This window comes from Brachybacterium hainanense (genome assembly GCF_042434575.1).
Taxonomy (GTDB): Bacteria; Actinomycetota; Actinomycetes; order Actinomycetales; family Dermabacteraceae; genus Brachybacterium; species Brachybacterium hainanense.
On record NZ_JBHLSV010000009.1, the window covers coordinates 114,739 to 135,967 of the forward strand.

Consider the following 21,229-nt stretch of genomic DNA (forward strand, 5'->3'; position numbering starts at 1 on the left):
TCTGTCCTGTTCGGGGCGGAGGCTGGTCATGACATCGGTCGCGAAGGCCGCCCGCCCTCCCGAAGGAGCACCCGTGCCCACCCCGAACCTCTTCATGACCTACGTCCGCGACACCGCCGCATCGACGGACTTCTACCGCGAGCTGCTCGAGGTGGAGCCCGTCTTCACGAGCCCCCGCTATGTCGCCTTCGACCTGGGCGGCGATGCGCTCTTCGCCCTCTGGTCCGGCGCCGTCGAGGACGGCCTGGACGCGGCGCCCCGGCCGGCCACGCCCCGCACCTCCGAGGTGGGGATCATGGTCGACGGGGGCGCCGCGGAGGTGGACCGGATGTTCGCCCGCTGGTCGGAGCGGGCCGCCGCCGTCGTGCAGGCCCCGCATGACGCGGTCTTCGGCCGGACCTTCGTGATCGCCGATCCGGACGGGAACCTGCTGCGGGTCAGCCCGCGGGACTGACGGCCGGGTCCCGGTCAGTCCCAGGCGGCCGTCTCCGGGTCCACGCCGTGGTGGCGCGCGTTCTCCTCGATCACGGCGCGCAGCCAGGCGGCGAGGCCCGGCGCGGAGGCGTCGTAGTGCGCCGTGAAGCGCGGATCCTCCGTGTACATCCGCGCGAGCAGCACCTGACGTCCGTGCGAGCAGTCGTAGTGCCGGCCGATCTGCTCACGATGGCGCTCGGCGAGCTCATCGGCCTCCGCGGAGCCGGGGACGACGCCGCGTCCCAGGGCGCTGGCGAGGTCCGCTTCGAGCGCCGTCATCTGCGCGGCCACGTCCTCCCAGTCCTGGGTGGTGAAGGAGGCGGCGCGGCGCGCGGACTGCGTCCAGGCCTCGGTGCCGCCCCAGCGCTCGCGGGCCTCGTCCTGCCAGGCCGGGTCCCAGTCGGTGCCGAAGATCCGCGCCTGCTCCTCGGCGCTCAGGGCGGTGGTGGGGTCGTCGTGGGTCATGGTGGTCCTCTCGATCATCTGCTCGACGGCGTGCGCCGTCCGGGTCAGCCGGCGGATCCTCTCGGCGAGGAGATCGCGCTGGCGGATGAGGTGCTCGCGGGGATCGACCTGCGGATCATCGAGGATCCGGCCGATCTCCGCGAGCGGCAGACCGAGCTCGCGGTAGACGAGCACCCGATGGATCCGGGCCACGTCCGCCGCGTCGTACAGGCGGTAGTCGGACCAGCTGCGGCCGCTCGCGACCACCAGCCCGATCTGCTCCCAGTGGTGCAGCGTCCGCACGCTCACCCCGACGAGCCGCGCCACGCGGCCCACGGTCAGCATGCTCTGCTCGTCCCTGCTGCTCTCGGTCATGGCTCCACTCCAGTGCCTCACGTCGCGTCAGGGTCAAGCATCCCGTGCGAGGGTGTCCCCATGAGCACCCTCACCCTGTTCTGCGGCCCGCCCGGCTCCGGGAAGACCACCCTCGCCCGCCGTCTCGAGGCCGAGGGATCCGGCATCCGGCTGTGCACCGACGACTGGCAGGACGAGATCGGCATCCCGATGGCGGACGCCGCCGCCCACGAGAGGCTCCAGCAGCGCCTCTACCGCCTGGCGATGGATCTGCTGGGCCGGGACGTCGACGTGATCCTCGAGGACGGGCTGTGGCGGCGCGAGGAGCGCGAGCGGGTCTTCGCCGATGCCCGCGCCCGCGGCGCCCGCATCCGGTGGCACATCCTCGAGGTCCCGCCGGAGGAGCTGTGGCGCCGCCTGCAGGAGCGGGAGCGGCGGGGCGACCCGGGCACGGCGACCGTGGGCCGGGCGGAGCTCGAGGCGATCCTCGCCCTGTTCGAGCCGCCCGCCCCGGAGGAGATGGCCGCGGCCGACGAGGTCACCCTGCATCGCCCGGCGCAGCCGCCTCTCCCCTGAGGAAGCGGGGCAGCCAGAGCCGCTCCCATGCGGTCGTCTCCTGCGCCATGTTCCCGGTGCGGACGGGCACCCGGTCGGCCAGGCGGTATGCGCTCCCGTCGATCTCGCGCCGCAGGTAGCCGAGGTCCACGAGCTCGCGCCGCAGGTACGCGACATCCGGGTGCAGGCCCTCGAGGATCGCACCCACCTCGGGCTCGGTGTGGTCCCGTCCCGGCTCGAACCGGGCCAGGACCTCGATCATGACGGCGGTGCGGGCGCGGCGCCTCGCGGGGACCGAGAGCAGCCGCCCGTCGCGGAGGAAGGGCCGGATGAGCTTCTCGTGCTCGGCGCGGGCCCGGGTCTCCGCGGGATCCTGTCCCGGGCGGACCGCCTCCTGCGCGAGGAGCGCGGCGCGAGCGCTCGTGTAGGTCTCGCCGGTGCGGGCCATGCGGGCGCGCACGAGCTTCTTCAGGTCGCTGCTGCGGGTCATCTCGTTCCCTCGGCGGCCGCGCGCACCCCCGGCGTGCCTGCGGCCGAGCGCTGGGCACGAAGCATGGCGTCCGGGACCCGAGGATCCGCTCCCCTTCGCGGGTTCCCGCGGGGCCGGGGCCCGCGGTCCGCTGGGCGGTGGGTCGCCGCCGCGGGCAAGATTCGCATGCCCCGCCGCGCGCGTCAAGCCGGCGGCGTCTAGGGTCGGGTCATGACCGCTCGGATCCGCATCCTCGGCGCCGGCGTCGCCGGTCTCGCCGCCGCCGCTCTCCTCCCCCGCTCCGGAGCGGAGGTGACGCTCGTCGACCAGGACTTCTCGCCTCCCGCCCTCGGCACCTCGCTCGGCATCTTCCCTGCCGCGCAGCGTGCCCTCGCCGAGCTGGGGGTCCTCGACGAGGTGCGGAGGCGTTCCGCGGCGCCGCGCACGGGAGTGATCCGCGGGACCGACGGGCGCGTCCTCGCCCAGGTCCCCGCCGGCGGCGCTCTGCTCGTGCCGCGCACCGATCTCACGGCGATCCTGCGCGCCGCGATCCCCGCCTCCGTCCGGCGCGAGCAGCGACGCGTCCGGGACGTGCGACCGGAGCTCGCCGCCGCAGACGTGCTGGTGGGCGCTGACGGGCTCCATTCGCTCGTGCGGCGCTCGGGATGGGGCGGCGTCGCGGACCGTGCCCGCGCCCGCCGGCACGGGGTGACGGTCCTGCGGGGCGTCACCCCGCAGCCCCCTCCGGAGATCTCCGAGACCTGGGGCGGGTCCTGGCTGTTCGGGATCACCCCGCTGGCCCTCGGCGGCACCAACTGGTTCGCCGCTCTGCCCGAGCACCGGGCGTCCTCGGTCGCGGGGGATCTCGCCCATCTCCGCACCGTGGCGGGCGGCAGGTTCGACCATGTCGACGAGGTCCTCGCCGCCGCGTCCCCGGAGCGGACCGTCGTGCACGGGATCGCGACGGCGCCGATCACGATCCCGGTGCGGGACCATGTGGTGCTGATCGGCGACGCGGCGCACGCCATGACGCCGAATCTGGGCCATGGAGCGAACACGGCACTCGAGGACGCGCTCGCGCTGGCGCGGTGCCTCGACGGCGCACATGGCCAGCGAGCTCTGCGCGGCGCCCTGCGACGCTACGCCCTGCGCCGGACGCCGCCCGACACCGCCTGGCAGCTCGGCTCGCTCGCGATGACGCACCTGGCGATGGCCGAGGGGCGCAGGGCCCGGATCCGGGACCGGGTGCTGGGATCGATCGGTCCGCGCTGACGGGCCGTTCCGGAATTCGTCGCAACGGCCGCTCCAGAGCAATATCACGAGGGTCCGACATACGAAGCAGTCCTTTCCCTATTTCTCCCTGGACCAGGACGATGGAACGATGCTCGAGGACAGATCCCGTCCGGATATCCCCTCCGCATGTCCTCCCCATGAAGCAGTTTTCCACATATTCGAGGAATGCTACGGGAGGCCTGGAGGAATGGGCGGATGACGGGTAAAATCGGGGCATGGATCTCATCGGTGACGCGCAGCGGGCCGGGGGCGGCGAGGACGCCGCCGCCGGACCGCTCGCGCACGCCGGGAGTGTGGTGCTGCCGACGGACTCCGTGTGGGAGGAGATGTGCGCGGAGGATCATCCCCTGAACCGCGTCGGCGGCCTCGACGAGCTCGACGAGGAGGACGGCTTCGATCTCGAGGCCTGCCTCGCCGCCGCGGCCGTCCTCGCCAATCCCGCGGAAGACGCCGTTCCCGAGGGCTGGCCCGAGGAGCTCGCACGCCTGCTCGAGCGCCAGGCCCTCACCAGGCGCCTGGACGAGGTCGTCAGGGCCGTCGAGGACTCCCCGCAGGTGCTCGGGATGCTGGTCGAGATCGCCGAGTCGTTCCGGACCGGCATGCTCGAGCCCCCGGGCGCGGCCTCGAGCGTCCCGGACATGCCGCCGGACACCCCGCAGGAGGCGCTGGGGCAGCTCGCGGGGCTGGGACGGCTGCGGGTGATGCTCGGCGCCATCGAGGACCGGCTCATGCTCGAGGCGGAGTCGCGGATCATCGCCGACCGCGGCCACGCGGATGCGGGATCCGCGGTCGCGGATCTCGCGCTCGCGCGGCGCACCTCCCGGGAGAAGACCAGCCGTGACCTCGCCGCCGCGCGCCGTACCGCCCGGCATCTCCCCCGCCTGCTCCGCGCGAAAGCCGCAGGGCGTCTGCCGGAGGCCTCTGCCTCCGCGATCGCGAGCACCCTGGGGACGGAGTCTGCGGCGACGTGCGCCCTGGTCGACGAGGTCCTGTCCACGGACGACTACGCGAGCATCGAGGGCACCGGGGCCGTGCGGGTCCGGGCCCGGGTGAGGGAGATCATCGAGGAGAACACCTCCCGGTCCGCATCGATCGACCGCGCGATCGCGGCAGCACGGGGCCGGTACGTGAAGCTGACCCCGATCCGGGACGGGATGGCGCGCATCACCGCCGTGCTGCCCGCCGTCCACGGCGCGCAGATCCACCAGACCGTCCAGGCCGTCGCCGAGTCGATGCGCGCGGCCGGGTCCCGCATCCCGATCGGCGCCGCGAGAGCGGATGCGCTGGTCGAGGCGGTAAACATGTTCTGCGACCTGGCGACCTGCCGGATCGACCCCGAGCACGACGGCTTCCTCAGGGCTGCGGTCCACGGGATCGTGGACGAGGACGGCCTCACCGACCGGCCCGTCATCCCGCCCTCCGTCGGCTCCGGCCTCGTGCCGCCTCCCCCGCCGCACGTCATGAGCGAGGACCAGGCCCGTGCCCGGTACGGTCCCGACGAGCCCGGTGCAGAGTTCGTCGACCCCGACGAGCCGCTTCCGGTCCCGGAGCTGCCGGCCCGGGCACGGCGAGAGCTCGACGCGATGGTCGCGCGCCTGCACGGGGACGGTCGGGCCCAGGCCGAGACCACCCTCGCCGCGGTCCGTGCCGCGCACCAGGACGCACCGATCGGAGCGTTCGGCCCCCTCGGCGCCGCCCGCGGCCCGGACCCCCTGGGGCCGCCGCCGCGGCTGGACCCGCCCCGGGCACGCGCCCAGGGACCTCGGGTCATGGTCACCCTGATCATGAACGTCACCTCCCTCCTCGCACCCGAGGACGGGAACGAGCTCGCGTCCCTGTCCGGGTACGGAACCCTGCCCGCGCATCATCTGAGCCGCATGCTCACCGGGGAGGACTCCCGACTGCCCGACCCGGGCAGCGCGCAGGAGGCCGGTCGTCGCGGCGCCGACGCGATCGCGACCGCGCAGCTGCGTCGCGCCTTCACCCATCCTGCCTCCGGGGAGATCCAGGCCGTCGAGTCGACCTCCCGGGCGTTCCCCGCCGCGGTCCGCGATCTCGCGCTGGCTCGTCAGGCGATCAGCGCCGCCCCCTACTCCAACGCGACCGCCAACCAGGTCGATCACATCCGTCGCGCGGCCGACGGCGGCCCCTCCACCCTCGCCAACGCCCAGGCCCTCGATGCCGCCGCCAACTACACGAAGGAGACCGGCGGATGGACCACCTCCGTCACCGGCGACCCGACCACCCCGACGGGCAGCTCCGTGGAGTGGAGGAACGCCTACGGTCTGAGCGTCCGCATCGCCGCGCCGCGTCATCATCCGCCGCGTCCTGGCCGCGGCGCCGCGCCCGGGGGCTGATCCGCTCCCTCAGCGGTCGCGCGCGTCCACGACGACCGAGTACCAGCGCTGGCGCATCGGGACCTCCCAGGTCCGAGGTGCCCTGGTCGGGCACGGGAGGACGAGATTACGCGCCCGTCCGCTTCCGCGCCAGGATCGTGATGACGTGCCAGTGCTTCTTCCCGTCCCAGAAGCGGCCGTCCTCGTTGCGGACCTGCCGGTCCAGCACCTGGAAACGGGAGAACATCTCCTCGATCTGCGCGGTCGAGAGGGTCGCCACATCCGGGCGCTCCGCCCAGGTGTCCTCCTCGCCGAACAGGTCCACCGCCATCACCCCTCCCGGACGCAGCGCCTCGACCAGGCGCGGCCAGGTGCGGGCCAGTCCCTCCGGCCCGAGCATCGGCAGGGCATCGGAGGAGTAGATGACATCAGCCGTGGGAAAGGCCTCCTCCGCGGAGGCGTCCGCGTGATGGAAGACGACCTCGCCGCTCATGCGGCGGTTCTCGACCAGCCGATGCGAGAGCGTCTCGTCCGTGTCGTAGGCATGGACCGTCCAGCCGCGGCGCGCGAACTCGAGGGAATCCGCGCCGGCGCCCGCCCCGATGTCCAGCGCCACCTTGCCGCTGCCGTCCCCGCCGGCGGCGAGGATCGCGCGTGCCACGATCCGGCGCGCGGGCCGCCCCGCGGCCGAGGCGTTGTACGCGGCCCAGTCCAGCGTCGCAAGCGTGTTCATATCCAGCAGGCTAGCCAGTCACGTCCACCGTGCAATGGTTCGAAGCCTCCGCAGGGCGTCTTTTCGTCACCAGCGAACATGTCGGTGACCGGCGAGACATCGCATCGCCCCGGGTTGCCTAGGATGTCTCCATGTCCGAGCCTCTGCGCATCGCCGTCGTGTCCGTGCACACCTCCCCCCTGGAGTCCCCTGGAGGAGCCGACGCCGGGGGCATGAACGTCGTCGTGCTCGAGCAGTCCCTGGCCCTGGCCCGGGCCGGGCACCGGGTCGACCTCTTCACCCGTCGCGCGGATCCGGCCGCACCCGCGATCGTCGAGGTCGCCCCCGGAGTGCGGCTGCACCACCTCGACGGAGGGCCCGCCGCCCCTCTTGCGAAGAGCCTGATGGAGCAGGCCATCGACCCCTTCCGCGAGGACCTGCGCGCCCATCTGAGCACGGGGGAGCTTCCCGACGTCATCCATTCCCACCACTGGTTCAGCGGCGTCGCCGCCCTCCCGATCGCCCGGGAGCTCGGCATCCCGCACCTCCAGTCCTTCCATTCCGTGGCCGCGCCGCAGGACGCGACCGGCCTCGAGGCCGGCGAACCCGCGGAGTCCTCCGGCCGCATCCCCGGAGAGCGCCTCGTCGCCCGCGAGTCCGATCTCGTGATCGCCGTCTCCCAGGCCGAGGCCCGGACCATCCAGGAGCGATACGACGTGGACGCCTCCCGCATCCGGATCGTGCGCCCGGGCGTGGACGTGGAGCGCTTCTCCCCCGCAGGAGATCCGCAGACGCGCCGCCTGCACCCGACCCTGCTGTTCGCCGCCCGCCTGCAGCCGCTCAAGGCCCCCGACCTCGCCCTCGAGATCCTCGCGCGCCTCGCCCCCGTGGACGATGCCCGGCTGGTCCTGTCCGGTGGAGTGTCCGAGGACTTCCAGGACTACCGGGCCGAGCTCGAGGACCTCGCCGCGCAGCTCCATGTCGCCGATCGCGTCGAGCTCGCCGGCTCCCAGGACCGCGAGGGCCTCGCCGCCCTCATGCGCGAGGCGGGGATCCTGCTGCTGACCAGCTGGTCGGAGACATTCGGCCTGGTCGCCCTCGAAGCGCAGGCCAGCGGCACCCCGGTCATCGCCTGGACCTGCGCCGGAGGGGTCCAGGAGGCCATCGGACCCGGCGGGATCGTCCTGCCCAGCCGCGACCCGGACGTCTGGGCGGAGGCCGTCGCCTCGCTGCTGGCGGACCCGGAGAGGTACGCGGAGGCCTGCGCCTCGGCCCGGGCCTTCGCGCTGACCCGGACCTGGGACGCGAGCGCGGAGCAGCTCGCCGGGATCTACGCCGGGCTCGCGCCCTGGTCCCTGCTCGGCTCGGCCCGCCGCGTGCTGCTGGTCCACGCCCACCCCGATGACGAGTCCCTCGCGACCGGTGCCCTGATCGCGGATCTCGCGAGCCGCGGCGTGCGCGTCGAGCTCGTCACCGCGACCCGCGGGGAGGAGGGCGAGATCGTCCCCGGCGCCATCCCGCCCGGCTCGACCGAACCGCTCGAAGCCGTGCGCGCCGCAGAGATCGACGCCGCCGCGCGCGCCCTCGGGATCAGCCGCCGCCACATGCTCGGCGAGCCCCCGGCGCTCGCCCCCGGCGCATCCCCCCGCCGCTACCGCGACTCCGGCATGACCTGGGTGCGCGAAGGGCTCGCCGGACCCTCCCCCACCGCGGGCCCCGACAGCTTCTCCCGCAGCGACCTCGCCCAGGAATCGGCGGATCTCGCCGCCCTCATCGGCGAGCTCGCCCCGGACGCGGTGATCGGCTACGACGACGCCGGCACCTACGGGCATCCCGACCACGTGCGGGCCCATCATGTGACCGCTGCCGCCTGCGCGGCCGCCGGCGTCCCGATGATCGAGGCGTCCTCCGAGCCCCGCGACACCGCGCCCCCGGGCTTCGTCTGGCGCGAGCAGCCCGGATTCCTCGCAGCCGTCCGGGCCGCGCTGGAGGCCTACCGGACCCAGCTGACCGTCGTCGGCACCGGAGAGGACCGGGTCCTCGTCCGCCATGTGGGCGGGCAGGACCAGGAGGTCGAGATGCGGACCGGGCTCAGGCTCCGCGCGACGCCGGCCGAAGGCTGACGTCGAGCAGGACGGGCAGGTGGTCGGTCGCGCCGGCGAGCCGGGCCGCGCTCACCCCGGCCGTGCACGTGACGACCTCGCTGCGGCGCACCGCCATCCCCGGGGTCGTGAGCAGGGCGTCGATGCGGGCGCTCGGCCGACGGGCCGGGAAGGTGGGCTCCGCCGCGGCCGCCGCCGGATCCGCGAGCACGCGCGTGAGCGCGCGGAACGCCGGGGCCTCGGGCCGCTCGTTGAGGTCGCCGCCGATGATCACGGGCGCACCGGCCCGTCCGACGAGCTCCAGCGCCCGGCCGACATGGATGGCCCGATGCTCCTCGTCGAGGGCGAGATGGAGGTTCGCGACGACGAGCTCCCCGCCGCCGGGCACGGACAGGCGCACGGCCGCGATGCCGCGCGGGAAGACGGAGTTCGCGTCGGTCAGACGCTGGGGCACCGGGGTGAGACCGCGCCGGATGACCTGCCCGGCCGTCTCCGCAGAGGCCAGGATCGCCAGGCCCCGGCACAGCCGGCCGCCCACGAGGACCTCGAGCCCCATCCGGCGCGCGAGCCAGCGCAGCCGCGCGGTCGGCACGATCACCTGCGGCGCCTCCTGCAGCAGCAGCAGATCGGGCTCGAGGTCACGCACCGTGTCGATGAGGGCGCGCAGATCATCGCGCATGCCGCGCACGTTCCAGCTGACCACCCGCATCAGCCGATCACCGTCTCCGCGAGGCGCACGAGGTCCGGGGCCTCGTACACGGGCCAGCCGGACAGGACCCGTCGCCATTCCGGGGGCACGGCCCGCTCTCCCACGGCGCCGCCGATCAGCGCGCCCGCGATGCAGGCGACCGTGTCCGTGTCGTACCCCGCCCGCACCGCCGCCTCGAGCACGGCGACCAGATGGTCCCGGCGGGCGAACTTGTCCCGCGGGATCGGCCCCGCATGGTGGATCGCCGACCACGCCGCCTGGAAGGCGTGCACGACCCAGCCGTTGCGGCCGAAGACCGGGGGCTCGGCCGTCTCCGCCTCCTCGATCCGCAGCTCCCACAGTGCGCGGCGCTCCGGGGCGAGACGCCCCAGACCTCGGCGGACGTCGACCTCGCCGGTGAGCACGGCGGCGCGGACAGCGAACCCCCACAGCAGGCAGGCGTCGACGACGTCGACGTGCACGTGGGTGAGGCGGCAGACCGCCTCGATCGCGGCCTGCAGCTCGTCGTCCCCGGCCCGGAGGTGCGGGAGCACGGCCGCATGGGTCCGCATGAGCGCGCCGTTCCCGGCGATCTGCGGAAGGTCCTCGTGGGCGTGCAGCGCCGCGGTGCGGAAGTCCGCGGCCGTCGGGACGGTGCGGCCCGCCGCGAGCGCGACCTCGCTCGCCCGGCGCATGACCGTCGAGGTGAGCGCGCCGATGTCCGGGGTGCTCATGGACCAGGAGAACCAGCCGCGGGCGACGCGGTCCAGCACCTCCTCGTCGAGGAAGCCCGTCCCGATCGGGGCGACCGCCTCGAGCAGCACGACGGCCATGGCGGTGTCGTCGGTCCACTCCCCGGGCTGCCAGCCCAGGACGCCGCCTCCGGTCATCGCCACGTCGTCGGAGGCAGGGATGGGCGCCTGGAACTCGTAGGGCGCCCCGAGGGCATCCCCCGTCGCAGCGGCGATCACGACGCCGAGCGCTCGATCGCGCTGCGCCGCATCCAGGCCGGCACCCGGCCCCGCCTGCTCTTTCGTGTTCACCGGTCCATCGTTCCACATTCCTCGAAGCGCTCCAGGTCACAGGTGTGCAGGTGTCGTGGAGGACACGCAGGAGGGCACCGGTAGGCTGGAGCCACACCGAAGGAGCTCCATGTCGACCCCCATCACCCCGCCGCCGGCGGCCGCCGATTCCTGCGGCTGCGGCGACCCGCACGACCACACCGGACACGACCACGCGCCCACCGGCGCGGACGTCGTGCGCACCCTCGTCCCGGCCCTGTCGGTCGTCTCCCTCGTGCTCCCCGCGATCGGCGTGCTCCTGATGGTCGGGGTCCTCGCCGCGCAGCCCAGCAGTCCGCTGGTCCTGCTGCTGGGCATCTCCCTGGGCGGCCTGCAGCTCGTCGTGCTCGTCGCGACGAGCCTGTTCGTCGCCCGCACCCGCACCCAGCTCGCGGTGAACCCGGGGCTCCTCGCCGTGCGCAGCATCGTCGACGAGGTCCTGCGCCTGGCCGCCGTGTGGGCCGCGACCCTGCTCTGGCCCGGCGACCGGCTCGGCGCGCTGGCCCTCTGGGTGGGCGCCGGCACGGCCCTGGTGTGGATCGCGCTCACGACCGTGCAGACCCTGCGCACCCGTCGGCTGATCGCCCGCCCGGGGGAATGGTCGAAGAACGCGATCGCGACCCTCCTGAACGAGGGCGTGAGCGTGCGCCGCAGCATGACGATGCGGGTGCTCGACGTCGTCGGCACGGTCGCCTTCCAGCTGGGTGCGACCATCCTCCTGATCCTCTCCCCGGCGATGCTCGTCGCGACCGTGGTGCTGTCCATCGGGACGGGTCTGTCGACCCTCGTGCTGCAGCGTCACAGCCCTGCCGAGCGCATCTCCTCCCCCTGGGCGTACGCGCCCCTGGGCATCGGCCTGCTCACCCTGACCATGTCCCTGCTCGTCCTCTGACCCCCACGCCCAAGGAGCGCTCTCACCGATGAACGACGCATCCGCCCTGCCCTCCGGCCTCGACCTCGCCTGGACCGACGAGGCCGTCCGCCCCCAGGACGACCTCTTCGGCCACGTCAACGGACGCTGGCTGCGGGAGCACCGGATCCCCGCGGACCGCTCCGGCGACGGCGAGTTCCTCCGTCTGCGGGACCTCTCCGAGGAGCGGGTCCGCGCGATCATCGAGGACGCTCCGGAGACCTCGCGCATCGGCGCCGTCTTCCGCGCCTTCATGGACGAGGAGGCGATCGAGGCCCAGGGGGCCGCGCCGCTCGAGCCGCTGCTCGCCGCGATCACCGGTGCCGCCGACCGCTCCGCCCTCACCGAGCTGATGGCCGCTCCCGACGCCGGCACCTCCCTGCTGCACGCCTACGTGTGGACCGACGACCGCGACTCCACCCGCTACCAGGTCAAGATCCACCAGGGCGGGCTGGGCCTGCCCGATGAGTCCTACTACCGCGAGGACGCCTACGCGGAGATCCGCACGGCCTACGAGGGCCACCTCGCCCGCCTGGCGACCCTGGCCTCGCTGCCGGGGCGGGAGGGCCTCGTCCTCGGAGAGGCCGAGGTCCAGGCCCGCGCGGTCCTCGACTTCGAGACCCGGCTCGCCGCCGCCCACGTGGACGTGGTGCGCGTGCGCGACCGCGAGAAGTCCGACAACCCCATGGACGAGGCGGCCCGGGCCGAGCTCGCCCCGCTGCTGGACTGGGACGCCTTCGTGCGCGGCACCGGCGCCCCCGCCGAGGCCTTCGCCGTCGTCTCCGTCGGCCAGCCCGAGTTCGTGCGCGCCGCGGATGCGGTCTTCGCCGAGACGGACCTCGCCGTGCTGCGCACCTGGCTCGCCCTGCACACCGTCTCCTCCTACGCCCCGTACCTCTCCTCGGCCTTCGTCGAGGAGGACTTCGACTTCGGCGGGCGCACGCTCTCGGGCGCGGAGGAGCTGCGCGAGCGGTGGAAGCGCGCAGTCGCCCTCGTCGAAGGCGTGGCCGGCTTCGACGTGGGCCGCGAATACGTGGCCCGCCACTTCCCGCCGGAGCACAAGGAGCGCATGGACCGGCTGGTCAGCGCCCTCCTGGACGCCTACCGCGCCTCCATCGAGCAGCTCGACTGGATGACCCCGGAGACCCGCGGCCGCGCGCTCGAGAAGCTGGCCCGCTTCACGCCGAAGGTCGGCTATCCCGAGCGCTGGCGCGACTACGAGGGCCTCGAGATCGATCCCTCCGACGTCGTCGCGACCGTGCGAGCGAGCCGTCGCTTCGACGCCGCCTTCGAGTACGCCAAGGTCGGCGGCCCGATCGACGAGCACGAATGGCACATGACCCCGCAGACGGTCAACGCCTACTACAACCCCGGCCGCAACGAGATCGTGTTCCCCGCGGCGATCCTGCAGCCCCCGTTCTTCGACGCCGCGGCGGACGATGCCGTGAACTTCGGCGGCATCGGCGCGGTGATCGGCCACGAGATCGGGCACGGCTTCGACGACCAGGGCTCGAAGTACGACGGCGACGGGAACCTGCGCTCCTGGTGGACCGCGCAGGACCGGAGCGCCTTCGAGGAGCGGACCGGTCGGCTGATCGACCAGTTCTCCGCCCTCACCCCGCGGGACCTCGACGAGACCCACCACGTCAACGGGGCGCTCACGATCGGCGAGAACATCGGCGATCTGGGCGGGCTGTCCATCGCGGTGAAGGCCTACCAGGCGACCGCCGGGGCCGATGCCCCCGTCCTCGACGGGCTCACCGGGCTGCAGCGCATCTTCCTGTCCTGGGCCACCGTCTGGCGCAGCAAGAACCGAGAGAAGGAGGCCATCCGGCGCCTCGCGACGGACCCCCACGCCCCGGCCGAGTTCCGCTGCAACACGTCCGTCCGGCACATCGACGCCTTCCACGAGGCGTTCTCGCTGACCCCGGGCGACGCCCTCTACCTCGACCCCGCCGATCGGGTGCGGATCTGGTGAGCAGACCCGATCCGCCGTTCTACGTGGGCAGGACCCGGCCCGGAGTCCTCGGCTGGACGCGCGTGGGCCTGACCGCGGCGATGTCCGTCATCATGCTCGTGCTGGGCCGCAGCGCGTCCACCACCATCCCGCCCCTGCTCGCAGTGCTGATCGCCGCCGTGATCGCGCTGATGGCCCTGTGGTCCTGGTCCCGGCTGTGGACGCGGTTCATCGTCGACGAGCACGGCGTGACCGTGTCCCGCGGCGGCTTCTGGCCGCAGAGGCCCTGGCCCCTCGCGGACTTCCGCACCGTGCAGCTGCGCGAGATCCCCAGCAGCTCCCTCGGCGTGACCGTCGGGCCGCTGGGGAGGCCCGCAGGCCGGGTCATGGTCGGCGAGCCCGGCGAGCGCCGCGTCGTCGCGGGACGGCCCGTGCGCACCCCCGAGGACGTCCAGGCCCGCTACCGGATGCAGGTCTCCGCGCCCGGCACCATGGTCGAGATCATCGGCCGCGGGCAGACCCACTACCTGCTCTCCCCCGTGGACCCCGAGCGGACCGCGCTCGCGATCGACCAGGCGATCCGGGCTCGTCGCTGACGGGGTATGCTTCCAGGGTCATCCGCTGACAGGGGAGCACCGCAAGGGTGCTGAGAGTGCGCACAGGCGCAGACCCTCGAACCTGATCCGGCTCGCACCGGCGTAGGGAGTCGGGATTTCTCGCGCGGTCCTGCGCCGCGCCCCTTCCATCTCGGGAAGGAGACCATGATGACCACCACCGCAGAGGCCGCCCGCCCCCGGTTCCGGACGATCGACCTGGTCGTGACCGCGGGAATCGGAGCCGCCTTCGGCGTCGCGTTCCTCGGGTACGGCGCGTTCTACAGCCTGATCAGCCCGCTCACCGCCGCGTTCAAGCCCGCTGAGGGCCTTCTCGCCGGGATCTGGATCCTGCCGGCCGTCATCGCCGCCCTCGTCGTCCGCCGCCCCGGCGCGGCGATCGGCGCCGAGCTGATCGCCTCCGCCCTGGAGATGCTGCTGGGCGGCCAGTGGGGCTGGGGCACGATCATCTCCGGGATCGTGCAGGGCGGCGGGGTCGAGCTGGGCTTCGCGCTCCTGGCCTACCGGCGCTTCACACTGCCGGTGGCCATGCTCGCGGGCCTGCTCGCCACGAGCCTCGAATGGGTCTACGAGCGCTTCGCCTACTACGGCGAGATGGGCTGGGGCTTCGCGCTCCTTCTTCTCGCGGCGATGGCGATCTCCGGCGTCGTGCTGGGCGGTGCGCTCGGCCACGCTGCCGTCCGCGCCCTCGCCGCGACGGGTGCGCTGGATCCCTTCGGCGCCGGACGCGAGCGCGCCCGTCGCGTCTGATGAGCGTGACCACGACCGCCGCCGCGGACCTGCGTCTGGCCGGGCTCAGCTGGCGTCCGGCGACCCGGCGCGAGCCCACCCTGGAGGACGTCACCCTCCACGTGCCGGCCGGCCAGCGGGTCCTGCTCACCGGGGCGAGCGGCAGCGGGAAGTCGACGCTGCTGCTCGCCCTCGCGGGGCTCCTCGACCCGGAGACCGGCGACCTCAGCGGAACGGCCGAGGGCCCGGGACGCCCCGGGGCCCGCGCCCTGCTCCTCCAGCACAGCATCCATGCCCTCGTCGGGGCGAGCGTGGGCCGGGACACCGCCTTCGGGCCCGAGAACGCGGCGCTGGACCGGGCCGTGATCGCACGGACCGCGGCCGCTGCCCTGGACGCGGCGCAGGTGGACGTGCCCGCCTCCGCGTCCCCCTTCACCCTCAGCGGAGGCCAGCAGCAGCGGGTCGCCCTCGCCGGCTCCCTCGCGACCGCACCCGAGGTGCTGCTCCTGGACGAGCCGCTCGCGATGCTCGATGCGGCGACGGCCGATGCCGCGACCTCCGCGCTGCTCGCTGCGGCGCGCGGGCGCACCCTCGTCATCGCCGACCACGACACGGCACGCTGGCTGCCCCATGTGGACCGGGTCGTGCTGCTCGGGCCGCAGGCGAGGATCCTCGCCGACGGGCCGCCCGGGGCCGTCGTCCTCCCCCGTGCGGAGCCGCCCGGCCCTGCACCCGTCACGACCGTGGACGGGGTCGAGGTCGCCGCGCTCGAGGACGTCGCGATCCGCCGTCGCGGGAAGGATGGACCGATCCTCCACGAGCATCTCTCCCTCGCCCTGCGCGCGGGGACCCTGGGCGTGCTCACGGGTCCCAGCGGGACCGGCAAGACCACGCTGCTGCGCGTGCTCCTCGGCCTCGAGGCGCCCGCGGCGGGCACCGTGCGCCGCCCCGGCGCCGTCGCCTTCGTGCCGCAGGAGCCCGAGCACTCCTTCATCGCCTCGACCGTCCGCGCGGAGGCCTCCTCCGAGACGCTGCTCGCCCGGGCCGGCCTCGAGCATCTCGCGGACGCGAACCCGTTCACCCTCTCCGGCGGCGAGCAGCGACGCCTCTCGATCGTCGCCGCCCTCGCCCGGCGCCCCACGCTGCTGGTGCTCGACGAGCCGACCGTCGGGCTGGACGATACGCACCATGCCGCGGTGCTGGACCTCCTCGAGGAGGCCGCCGCCCGCGGATGCGCCGTGATCGCCGCGACCCACGACCCGCGTCTGGTCGCCCGGGCGGGTGCCCACCTCGCCCTGGGCCCCGTCTCCGCGGAGACGTCGACGAGCCCCTCCCGGGCGATCGGCCCCGTCCCGCGGCCCGGACGACGGACCCCGGCCGATGCCTGCAACCCGCTCGTGCTGAGTGCCATCGGACTGCTCGCGGCGATCGGCTCCTTCGGGATCAGCAGCTGGCAGATCGGCCTGGCGGCCCTGCTGCCGGTGCTGCTGCTGTCCCCGCTCGCGGTCCGCTCCCTGCGCGGGGCCGCGGTGCGGCTCGCCCCCGTGCTCCTGTCCGCCGCCGCGCTCGCCTGGACCACGGCGCTGCTGTCCCCGCTCGCACCCCTGTCCGGACCCGCCTGGCTGCTCGGAGCGAAGGAGGCGCTGCGGATCACCGTCTTCGTCTCTCCCGGCGTCCTCGCCCTCGCCTCCGTGGACGTGACCGCCCTCGGCGATGCCCTGCGGCTGCACCTGCGCGCTCCCGGCAGGCCGGTCGCCGCGGGAGTCGCAGCACTCGTGCGGATCGGCCACCTGGGCCAGCAGTGGGATCGGATCCTGACGGCCCGCGAGCTGCGGGGGCTGGGCACCCGCCGCGATCCGCGGCTGCTCGCCTCCGCCACGCTCGCCCTGCTCGTGGACACCCTCCGGAGCGCGCAGCAGCAGGCCCTCGCGATGGATGCCCGCGGGTTCGCGAGCGCCGAGCATCGCACCATCGCCGTGCCGAGCCCCGTCGGCCGGGCGGACGCGATCGGGCTCGCGATCGGGCTCGCACTGCTCGCGTGGCCGTGGGCGCTGCACCTCCTGCTGGGCTGATCAGCCCGCCCGCAGCTGCATCGGGACGTGCTCGATGCCGGCCTCGAGGAACAGGGGTCCGGTGACCTGGAACCCCTGGGAGGCGTACCAGTCCTCGAGGTGGGCCTGCGCGTCGATCCGCACGAGCCTGCCCGGCCCTGCGAGCGCGATCGCGCGGGCCATCAGGCGCCGGCCGAGGCCGCCCCGCCGCGCATCCGCGCGCACGGCGAGGCGGCCGATCCGCAGGGCGCCGTCCGGCTCCGCGAGGATCCGCAGCTGCCCGAGCACCTCCCCCTCCTGCTCGATCCACAGCAGCTCGGCGCCCTCCTCGAGCTCGCGCCCGTCCAGGTCCGCCTCCGTGATCCCCTGCTCGAGGACGAACACGTCCTGGCGCAGGCGGATCATCCGGTACAGGGTCACGGGGTCCAGCTCGCGCAGCGGCGCACGATGCACCGAGGCGTCGGTCACGGATGTGGTCATCGGACCAGGCTACGCGCCGGAAGCCCTCGGGACGGTCGTACGATGCTCCCGGCCCGCCCGTACCCCCTGACAAGGAGCATCCCCATGACCTGGACCCCGACCCCTGAGGACGACCGGCGATTCCTCGGCCTCGCGATCGAGCAGGCCCGTGAGAGCTGGGAGGAGGGCGGGGTCCCGATCGGCGCCGTCCTCGTCCACGACGGGGAGGTGCTCGCCGCCGGGCACAACCAGCGCGTCCAGAAGGGCTCCGCGATCCTGCACGGCGAGACCGACGCCATCGAGCGGGCCGGGCGTCTGCGGGCGAGCGTCTACCGCGAGAGCGTCCTGTACACGACCCTGTCGCCGTGCATCATGTGCGCCGGCACGGCCCTGCTGTACGAGATCCCGCGCATCGTGGTCGGCGAGAACCGCACCTTCGAGATGTCGGAGTCCCTGCTGCGGGAGCGCGGCGTCGTCGTCGACGTCCTCGACGATCCGGAGTGCATCGCCCTCATGGAGCGGATGATCGCCGAGCGCCCCGAGATCTGGAGCGAGGACATCGGCGTGGAGACCGCGGAGCTCGGCCGATGAGCACCGAGGTCGTCGACCCCGACTACCCGGTCACCCCCGTCCCCGCCGCCGCCCGTCGCGGCGTCGTCTCCATCAGCGTGGTCCTGATCGGCTTCACCGTCTTCGCGCCGACCCTCATGGCCGGGGCGAGCATCGGCGCGGCCTTCCCCTTCGCGGAGTTCCTGGCCGTCCTCGCGGTGGGCTCCCTCGTGCTCGGCGTCTACGTCGCCGCGATCGGCTTCCTCGGCGCCCGCACGGGCCTGACCACCGTGGTCATGTCCCGGTACACCTTCGGCACCGCCGGCTCCAAGGTCGTCTCCCTGCTGCTGGGCGGCACCCAGGTCGGCTGGTACGGCGTCGCGGTCGGCTCGATCGGCCAGATGACCGCCCTCGCCTTCGGCTGGGAGGGGCGCCTGGCCCCGGCGCTGGTGATGATCGCGGTCTCCGCTCTCATGATGCTCACCGCCCTGTACGGCTACGAGGGGATGTACTGGGTCTCCCTCATCTCCACCCCGCTCATCCTGATCCTCGCCTTCTGGATCACGGGGAGGGCCTTCGCCGAGGTCGGCGGGATCTCCGGCATGTTCGAGATCGCCCCGACGACCTCGATGACCTGGGCTGCGGCCGTCACCACCGTCGTGGGCACCTTCGCGTCCGCAGGGACGCAGGCCGCGAACTGGACCCGTTTCGCGCGCCGCGGCCGCGACGCCGTCCTCGCCTGCGGCATGGGCTTCGTGATCGGCAACGGGCTCATGGTGTTCTTCGGCGCCGTGGCCGCCCTCGCCTTCGGCGAGGGCGACTTCACGACGCTGCTGCTCAGCATGGGCATGATCCTGTGGGGCCTGTTCTTCCTGTTCGGCAACCTGTGGAAGTCCAACGCCGACGCCGCCTACGCCTTCGGCGTCGCGGGAGCGGAGATCGCGAGCTCCCCGCGGAAGGGCCCCTTCATCGTCGGCGGCGTCGTGATCGGCACGATCCTCGCGCTTCTCGGCGTCGAAGGGCATCTGGTGGGCTACCTCAGCTGGCTGGGCGTGCTGATCCCGCCGCTGGGCGGCGTGCTGATCGGCGACTGGATCGCCCGCTGGCGCGGCGGCCAGCCGCCCCTGTCCACCCTGACCGAGAAGATCCGCTGGCAGGCGCTGGTCCCCTACGTGCTGGGGGCCGTGACGGCCTATGCGTCCAGCCGATACGGGCTCGGCATCGCCCCGCTGAACGGGATCGTCCTCGCGCTGGGGCTGGCCTGGCTGTTCAGCTCCCGATCCAGGCCGCGGCGGGATGCTCGCGGGTGAAGCTCGCACGGCGCGAGCGGACCCGCTGGCAGCGGGGGCACCAGAAGACGGTGCGCCCCGCCATGTCGGCGCTGCGCACCTCGGTGCCGCACAGACGGCACGGCAGCGTCTGACGGTGGTACACGTAGAAGGACTCCTCGCGCGGGACGACGCCCGCATCCCCGTCGGAGTTCTGCCGCGTGCCGCGGGAGCGCTCGATGATCCGCGCATGCAGATGCCGGTGGGCGGGATCGGTCGTGACGATCCGGCCGGTCCGGGCGCCGTAGGCCATGAGCGCGGAGAGGTCCTCCCACATCTCGTGCACCAGCGGGGCGCTGAGGTCCCTGCCCGGAACGGTCGGATCCAGCATCGCCCGGAACAGCAGCTCCGCCCGGTAGATGTTGCCGATCCCGGCGACGACCTCCTGGTTCATGAGCTGGGTGCCGATCATCGTGCGCGATCGCAGCACCCGGTGGACGAAGCGCTCCGGGTCCGCGTCGCCACGCAGCGGATCCGGGCCCAGCCGGTCGAGGATCCGCTGCCGACCGGCGTGGTCCAGCAGCTCGCAGGCGGTGGGACCGGTGAGATCGGCGAGCGCGGAGCGTCCCTGCACGCGCAGGCGCACGGTGGGGCGCGGGATCAGATCGACGGCACGGGAGGACGGGTCCTCCGTCTCGCCCACGCGCACGCGCGGCGCACCGATCGCATGCGGGAGGACGACGCCCTCGGCCCCGGGCAATGCCTGGAAGGTCCATGAGCCGTAGAGCCCCAGGTGCACGTGCACGAAGCGGGTCGGGGCCTCGCCCGGATCGACATCGGCCGCGGGGGCGAGCGCGAGGAACAGGTGCTTGCCGACCGCCTCCGCACAGGTCATGACCCAGCCGTCGACGGCGGCCGCCTCGGGGAAGCGGCCCTGAGGGCTCGAGGTGCGCACCGCCTGCCCCGCGAACGACTCCGTGAACGCGGCGGCGAGGCGGTGGACGGTGTGGCCCTCGGGCATCAGGAGGCGGCGGGAGCGTCGTAGCCGCCGGTCTCCTCGTAACGGGCGACCAGGTCGATGCGCCGCTGATGGCGCTCATCGCCGCTGAAGGGCTCGGCGAGGAACAGGTCGATGAGCTCCTCGAGCTCCTCCTCGCTGTGCTGGCGCGCACCCACGGAGATGACGTTGGCGTCGTTGTGCTCCCGGGCGAGCTGCGCGGTCTCCTGGTTCCACACGAGCGCGGCGCGCACGCCGCGGACCTTGTTCGCGGCGATCTGCTCGCCGTTGCCGGAGCCGCCGATCACCACGCCGAGCGAGCCGGGCTGCGCGACCACGGCCTCGCCGACCGCGGTGCAGAAGGGCGGGTAGTCGTCGAGGCGCTCGTAGGTGTGGGCGCCGTGGTCGACCACGTCGTGGCCCTTCGCCGTGAGGTTTGCGACGAGACGGTTCTTCAGCTCGAAGCCGGCATGGTCAGTGCCGATGTGCACACGCATGGTGGGGATCGCCTTTCGGGACGGTGTCGGAGATGCGGGAGAGCGGGTCAGCGGAGATCCACGCCGCCGGTGCGGGTGCGCTTGAGCTCGTAGAGGCCGGGGACGCTCGCGAGCGCCTCGACCCCGTCGAAGAGACGGCCGGCGTCCTCGCCGCGCGGGGCCGGGGAGACGACCGGTCCGAAGTAGGCGGTGCCCTCGCCGAAGGAGATGACCGGGGTGCCGACGTCCTCGCCGACCATCCCGACCGCCCGTGCGTGGGAGGCGCGCAACGCCTGGTCGATCTCATCGCCGGGGACCGGGTCGAACACGTCGATCAGGGAGGCGGGCAGCTCCGCCGCCTCGAGGGCGCGGGCGGCCGTGGCACGGCGGTCCTCCTTGCGGTCCGCGACATGCCATTCCTCGCCCCAGGCCGTGTACCAGCGGGAGAAGGGCTCGGCGCCGTGCCGCGTCACGATCGCGATCGCGACGCGCACCGGCCCCCAGGACTCGTCGAGCATGGCGCGGTAGCCGGGATCGAGCTCGCGTCCCTCGTTGAGCACGGAGAGGGACATCACCGAGAACGTCGGGGCGATGTCGCGGACCCCGGCCGCGTGGTGCAGCCAGCGGCTGGTCATCCAGGCGTAGGGGCAGGCGGGGTCGACGAACAGCTCGACGGGACGGCTCACGGGCGATCTCCTCCAAGGATCCGGTGCACGATCCCGCCCATCCTC

At 73.5% G+C, this 21,229-nt stretch carries 21 protein-coding genes and 1 riboswitch; of the genes, 12 read left to right on the top strand and 9 right to left on the bottom strand.

All coding sequences use genetic code 11. The features are described from left to right. The first annotated feature begins 73 nt into the window (after positions 1-73). Positions 74-454 carry a VOC family protein gene (locus tag ACFFF6_RS09395; RefSeq protein WP_376980103.1) on the top strand — a complete coding sequence of 127 codons (381 nt, stop codon included), beginning with the start codon at positions 74-76 and terminating at the stop codon, positions 452-454. A 14-nt stretch (positions 455-468) separates the two neighbouring features. Here ACFFF6_RS09395 and ACFFF6_RS09400 read toward each other — a convergent pair whose 3' ends face one another. Next, positions 469-1,293, bottom strand: coding sequence for a MerR family transcriptional regulator (locus ACFFF6_RS09400; protein ID WP_376980104.1), 825 nt, complete (start codon positions 1,291-1,293; stop codon positions 469-471). 60 nt (positions 1,294-1,353) lie between these two features. Between ACFFF6_RS09400 and ACFFF6_RS09405 the strand changes: the two genes are divergently transcribed. Next, positions 1,354-1,848, top strand: coding sequence for a P-loop nucleotide/nucleoside kinase family protein (locus tag ACFFF6_RS09405; protein WP_376980105.1), 495 nt, complete (start codon positions 1,354-1,356; stop codon positions 1,846-1,848). Here the strand turns inward: ACFFF6_RS09405 and ACFFF6_RS09410 are convergent. Then, positions 1,811-2,317 carry a DUF2087 domain-containing protein gene (locus ACFFF6_RS09410; RefSeq protein ID WP_376980106.1) on the bottom strand — a complete coding sequence of 169 codons (507 nt, stop codon included), beginning with the start codon at positions 2,315-2,317 and terminating at the stop codon, positions 1,811-1,813. The two genes, ACFFF6_RS09405 and ACFFF6_RS09410, sit on opposite strands and share 38 nt — an antisense overlap. Before the next feature lie 210 nt (positions 2,318-2,527). Between ACFFF6_RS09410 and ACFFF6_RS09415 the strand changes: the two genes are divergently transcribed. Then, positions 2,528-3,568: an FAD-dependent monooxygenase gene (locus ACFFF6_RS09415; protein WP_376980107.1), complete on the top strand. Its 1,041-nt coding sequence runs from the start codon at positions 2,528-2,530 to the stop codon at positions 3,566-3,568. Positions 3,569-3,804: 236 nt separating this feature from the next. Beyond that, positions 3,805-5,946, top strand: a complete 2,142-nt coding sequence (locus ACFFF6_RS09420) for a hypothetical protein (RefSeq protein ID WP_376980108.1) — start codon at positions 3,805-3,807, stop codon at positions 5,944-5,946. A 106-nt stretch (positions 5,947-6,052) separates the two neighbouring features. On the opposite strand, the gene ACFFF6_RS09425 is transcribed toward ACFFF6_RS09420, so the two are convergent. Continuing rightward, positions 6,053-6,658 carry a class I SAM-dependent methyltransferase gene (locus tag ACFFF6_RS09425; RefSeq protein WP_376980109.1) on the bottom strand — a complete coding sequence of 202 codons (606 nt, stop codon included), beginning with the start codon at positions 6,656-6,658 and terminating at the stop codon, positions 6,053-6,055. Between the two features lie 131 nt (positions 6,659-6,789). On the opposite strand from ACFFF6_RS09425, the gene ACFFF6_RS09430 reads away from it, so the two are divergent. After that, complete coding sequence (locus tag ACFFF6_RS09430) at positions 6,790-8,760, top strand: glycosyltransferase (RefSeq protein WP_376980110.1); 1,971 nt, start codon at positions 6,790-6,792, stop codon at positions 8,758-8,760. On the opposite strand, the gene ACFFF6_RS09435 is transcribed toward ACFFF6_RS09430, so the two are convergent. Together ACFFF6_RS09435 and ACFFF6_RS09440 are read right to left on the bottom strand one after the other, a co-directional pair. Then, on the bottom strand, positions 8,729-9,448 hold the full coding sequence (locus ACFFF6_RS09435) for an endonuclease/exonuclease/phosphatase family protein (protein WP_376980111.1): 720 nt from the start codon (positions 9,446-9,448) through the stop codon (positions 8,729-8,731). The two genes, ACFFF6_RS09430 and ACFFF6_RS09435, sit on opposite strands and share 32 nt — an antisense overlap. Next, the gene (locus tag ACFFF6_RS09440; protein WP_376980112.1) at positions 9,448-10,470 is read right to left on the bottom strand and encodes an ADP-ribosylglycohydrolase family protein; all 1,023 of its coding nucleotides are present in this window, start codon (positions 10,468-10,470) and stop codon (positions 9,448-9,450) included. Before ACFFF6_RS09440 ends, ACFFF6_RS09435 begins: the two co-directional genes overlap by 1 nt. Before the next feature lie 109 nt (positions 10,471-10,579). Between ACFFF6_RS09440 and ACFFF6_RS09445 the strand changes: the two genes are divergently transcribed. The 5 genes from ACFFF6_RS09445 to ACFFF6_RS09465 all read left to right on the top strand — a co-directional run bounded on the left by ACFFF6_RS09445 (position 10,580) and on the right by ACFFF6_RS09465 (position 16,770). Continuing rightward, on the top strand, positions 10,580-11,380 hold the full coding sequence (locus tag ACFFF6_RS09445) for a hypothetical protein (protein WP_376980113.1): 801 nt from the start codon (positions 10,580-10,582) through the stop codon (positions 11,378-11,380). A gap of 28 nt (positions 11,381-11,408) precedes the next feature. Then, the gene (locus tag ACFFF6_RS09450; protein WP_376980114.1) at positions 11,409-13,376 is read left to right on the top strand and encodes a M13 family metallopeptidase; all 1,968 of its coding nucleotides are present in this window, start codon (positions 11,409-11,411) and stop codon (positions 13,374-13,376) included. Beyond that, positions 13,373-13,951, top strand: a complete 579-nt coding sequence (locus ACFFF6_RS09455; RefSeq protein WP_376980115.1) for a hypothetical protein — start codon at positions 13,373-13,375, stop codon at positions 13,949-13,951. The genes ACFFF6_RS09450 and ACFFF6_RS09455 overlap by 4 nt, the downstream gene beginning before the upstream one ends. 20 nt (positions 13,952-13,971) lie before the next feature. Further along, positions 13,972-14,077: riboswitch (TPP riboswitch) on the top strand. 42 nt (positions 14,078-14,119) lie between these two features. Beyond that, positions 14,120-14,719 (top strand): ECF transporter S component, encoded by a 600-nt coding sequence (locus ACFFF6_RS09460; RefSeq protein WP_376980116.1) that lies wholly within the window; start codon positions 14,120-14,122, stop codon positions 14,717-14,719. Between the two features lie 5 nt (positions 14,720-14,724). Beyond that, the gene (locus tag ACFFF6_RS09465; protein ID WP_376980117.1) at positions 14,725-16,770 is read left to right on the top strand and encodes an ATP-binding cassette domain-containing protein; all 2,046 of its coding nucleotides are present in this window, start codon (positions 14,725-14,727) and stop codon (positions 16,768-16,770) included. Here the strand turns inward: ACFFF6_RS09465 and ACFFF6_RS09470 are convergent, their stop codons facing one another. Beyond that, positions 16,771-17,229: a GNAT family N-acetyltransferase gene (locus ACFFF6_RS09470; protein WP_376980118.1), complete on the bottom strand. Its 459-nt coding sequence runs from the start codon at positions 17,227-17,229 to the stop codon at positions 16,771-16,773. Positions 17,230-17,313: 84 nt separating this feature from the next. On the opposite strand from ACFFF6_RS09470, the gene ACFFF6_RS09475 reads away from it, so the two are divergent. Beyond that, positions 17,314-17,799 carry a nucleoside deaminase gene (locus ACFFF6_RS09475; RefSeq protein ID WP_376980119.1) on the top strand — a complete coding sequence of 162 codons (486 nt, stop codon included), beginning with the start codon at positions 17,314-17,316 and terminating at the stop codon, positions 17,797-17,799. After that, the gene (codB, locus tag ACFFF6_RS09480) at positions 17,796-19,067 is read left to right on the top strand and encodes a cytosine permease (protein ID WP_376980120.1); all 1,272 of its coding nucleotides are present in this window, start codon (positions 17,796-17,798) and stop codon (positions 19,065-19,067) included. The genes ACFFF6_RS09475 and codB overlap by 4 nt, the downstream gene beginning before the upstream one ends. On the opposite strand, the gene ACFFF6_RS09485 is transcribed toward codB, so the two are convergent. Genes ACFFF6_RS09485 through ACFFF6_RS09495 form a run of 3 tightly spaced genes read right to left on the bottom strand, consistent with a single transcriptional unit; the run spans position 19,027 to position 21,184 of the window. Further along, positions 19,027-20,046: an Fpg/Nei family DNA glycosylase gene (locus tag ACFFF6_RS09485; protein ID WP_376980121.1), complete on the bottom strand. Its 1,020-nt coding sequence runs from the start codon at positions 20,044-20,046 to the stop codon at positions 19,027-19,029. The genes codB and ACFFF6_RS09485 overlap by 41 nt on opposite strands. Beyond that, positions 20,046-20,519, bottom strand: a complete 474-nt coding sequence (locus ACFFF6_RS09490) for a ribose-5-phosphate isomerase (RefSeq protein ID WP_376980122.1) — start codon at positions 20,517-20,519, stop codon at positions 20,046-20,048. Before ACFFF6_RS09490 ends, ACFFF6_RS09485 begins: the two co-directional genes overlap by 1 nt. Before the next feature lie 47 nt (positions 20,520-20,566). Then, entirely contained in the window at positions 20,567-21,184 is a 618-nt protein-coding gene (locus ACFFF6_RS09495) for a mycothiol-dependent nitroreductase Rv2466c family protein (RefSeq protein ID WP_376980123.1), read from the bottom strand. Positions 21,185-21,229: the final 45 nt, after the last annotated feature.

Coding starts and splice junctions, on each gene's coding strand:
- ACFFF6_RS09400 (WP_376980104.1), bottom strand. CDS start 1,293: ATGACCGAGAGCAGCAGGGACGAGCAGAGCATGCTGACCGTGGGCCGC.
- ACFFF6_RS09405 (WP_376980105.1), top strand. CDS start 1,354: ATGAGCACCCTCACCCTGTTCTGCGGCCCGCCCGGCTCCGGGAAGACC.
- ACFFF6_RS09410 (WP_376980106.1), bottom strand. CDS start 2,317: ATGACCCGCAGCAGCGACCTGAAGAAGCTCGTGCGCGCCCGCATGGCC.
- ACFFF6_RS09415 (WP_376980107.1), top strand. CDS start 2,528: ATGACCGCTCGGATCCGCATCCTCGGCGCCGGCGTCGCCGGTCTCGCC.
- ACFFF6_RS09420 (WP_376980108.1), top strand. CDS start 3,805: ATGGATCTCATCGGTGACGCGCAGCGGGCCGGGGGCGGCGAGGACGCC.
- ACFFF6_RS09425 (WP_376980109.1), bottom strand. CDS start 6,658: ATGAACACGCTTGCGACGCTGGACTGGGCCGCGTACAACGCCTCGGCC.
- ACFFF6_RS09430 (WP_376980110.1), top strand. CDS start 6,790: ATGTCCGAGCCTCTGCGCATCGCCGTCGTGTCCGTGCACACCTCCCCC.
- ACFFF6_RS09435 (WP_376980111.1), bottom strand. CDS start 9,448: ATGCGGGTGGTCAGCTGGAACGTGCGCGGCATGCGCGATGATCTGCGC.
- ACFFF6_RS09445 (WP_376980113.1), top strand. CDS start 10,580: ATGTCGACCCCCATCACCCCGCCGCCGGCGGCCGCCGATTCCTGCGGC.
- ACFFF6_RS09450 (WP_376980114.1), top strand. CDS start 11,409: ATGAACGACGCATCCGCCCTGCCCTCCGGCCTCGACCTCGCCTGGACC.
- ACFFF6_RS09460 (WP_376980116.1), top strand. CDS start 14,120: ATGACCACCACCGCAGAGGCCGCCCGCCCCCGGTTCCGGACGATCGAC.
- ACFFF6_RS09470 (WP_376980118.1), bottom strand. CDS start 17,229: ATGACCACATCCGTGACCGACGCCTCGGTGCATCGTGCGCCGCTGCGC.
- ACFFF6_RS09475 (WP_376980119.1), top strand. CDS start 17,314: ATGACCTGGACCCCGACCCCTGAGGACGACCGGCGATTCCTCGGCCTC.
- codB (WP_376980120.1), top strand. CDS start 17,796: ATGAGCACCGAGGTCGTCGACCCCGACTACCCGGTCACCCCCGTCCCC.
- ACFFF6_RS09485 (WP_376980121.1), bottom strand. CDS start 20,046: ATGCCCGAGGGCCACACCGTCCACCGCCTCGCCGCCGCGTTCACGGAG.
- ACFFF6_RS09490 (WP_376980122.1), bottom strand. CDS start 20,519: ATGCGTGTGCACATCGGCACTGACCATGCCGGCTTCGAGCTGAAGAAC.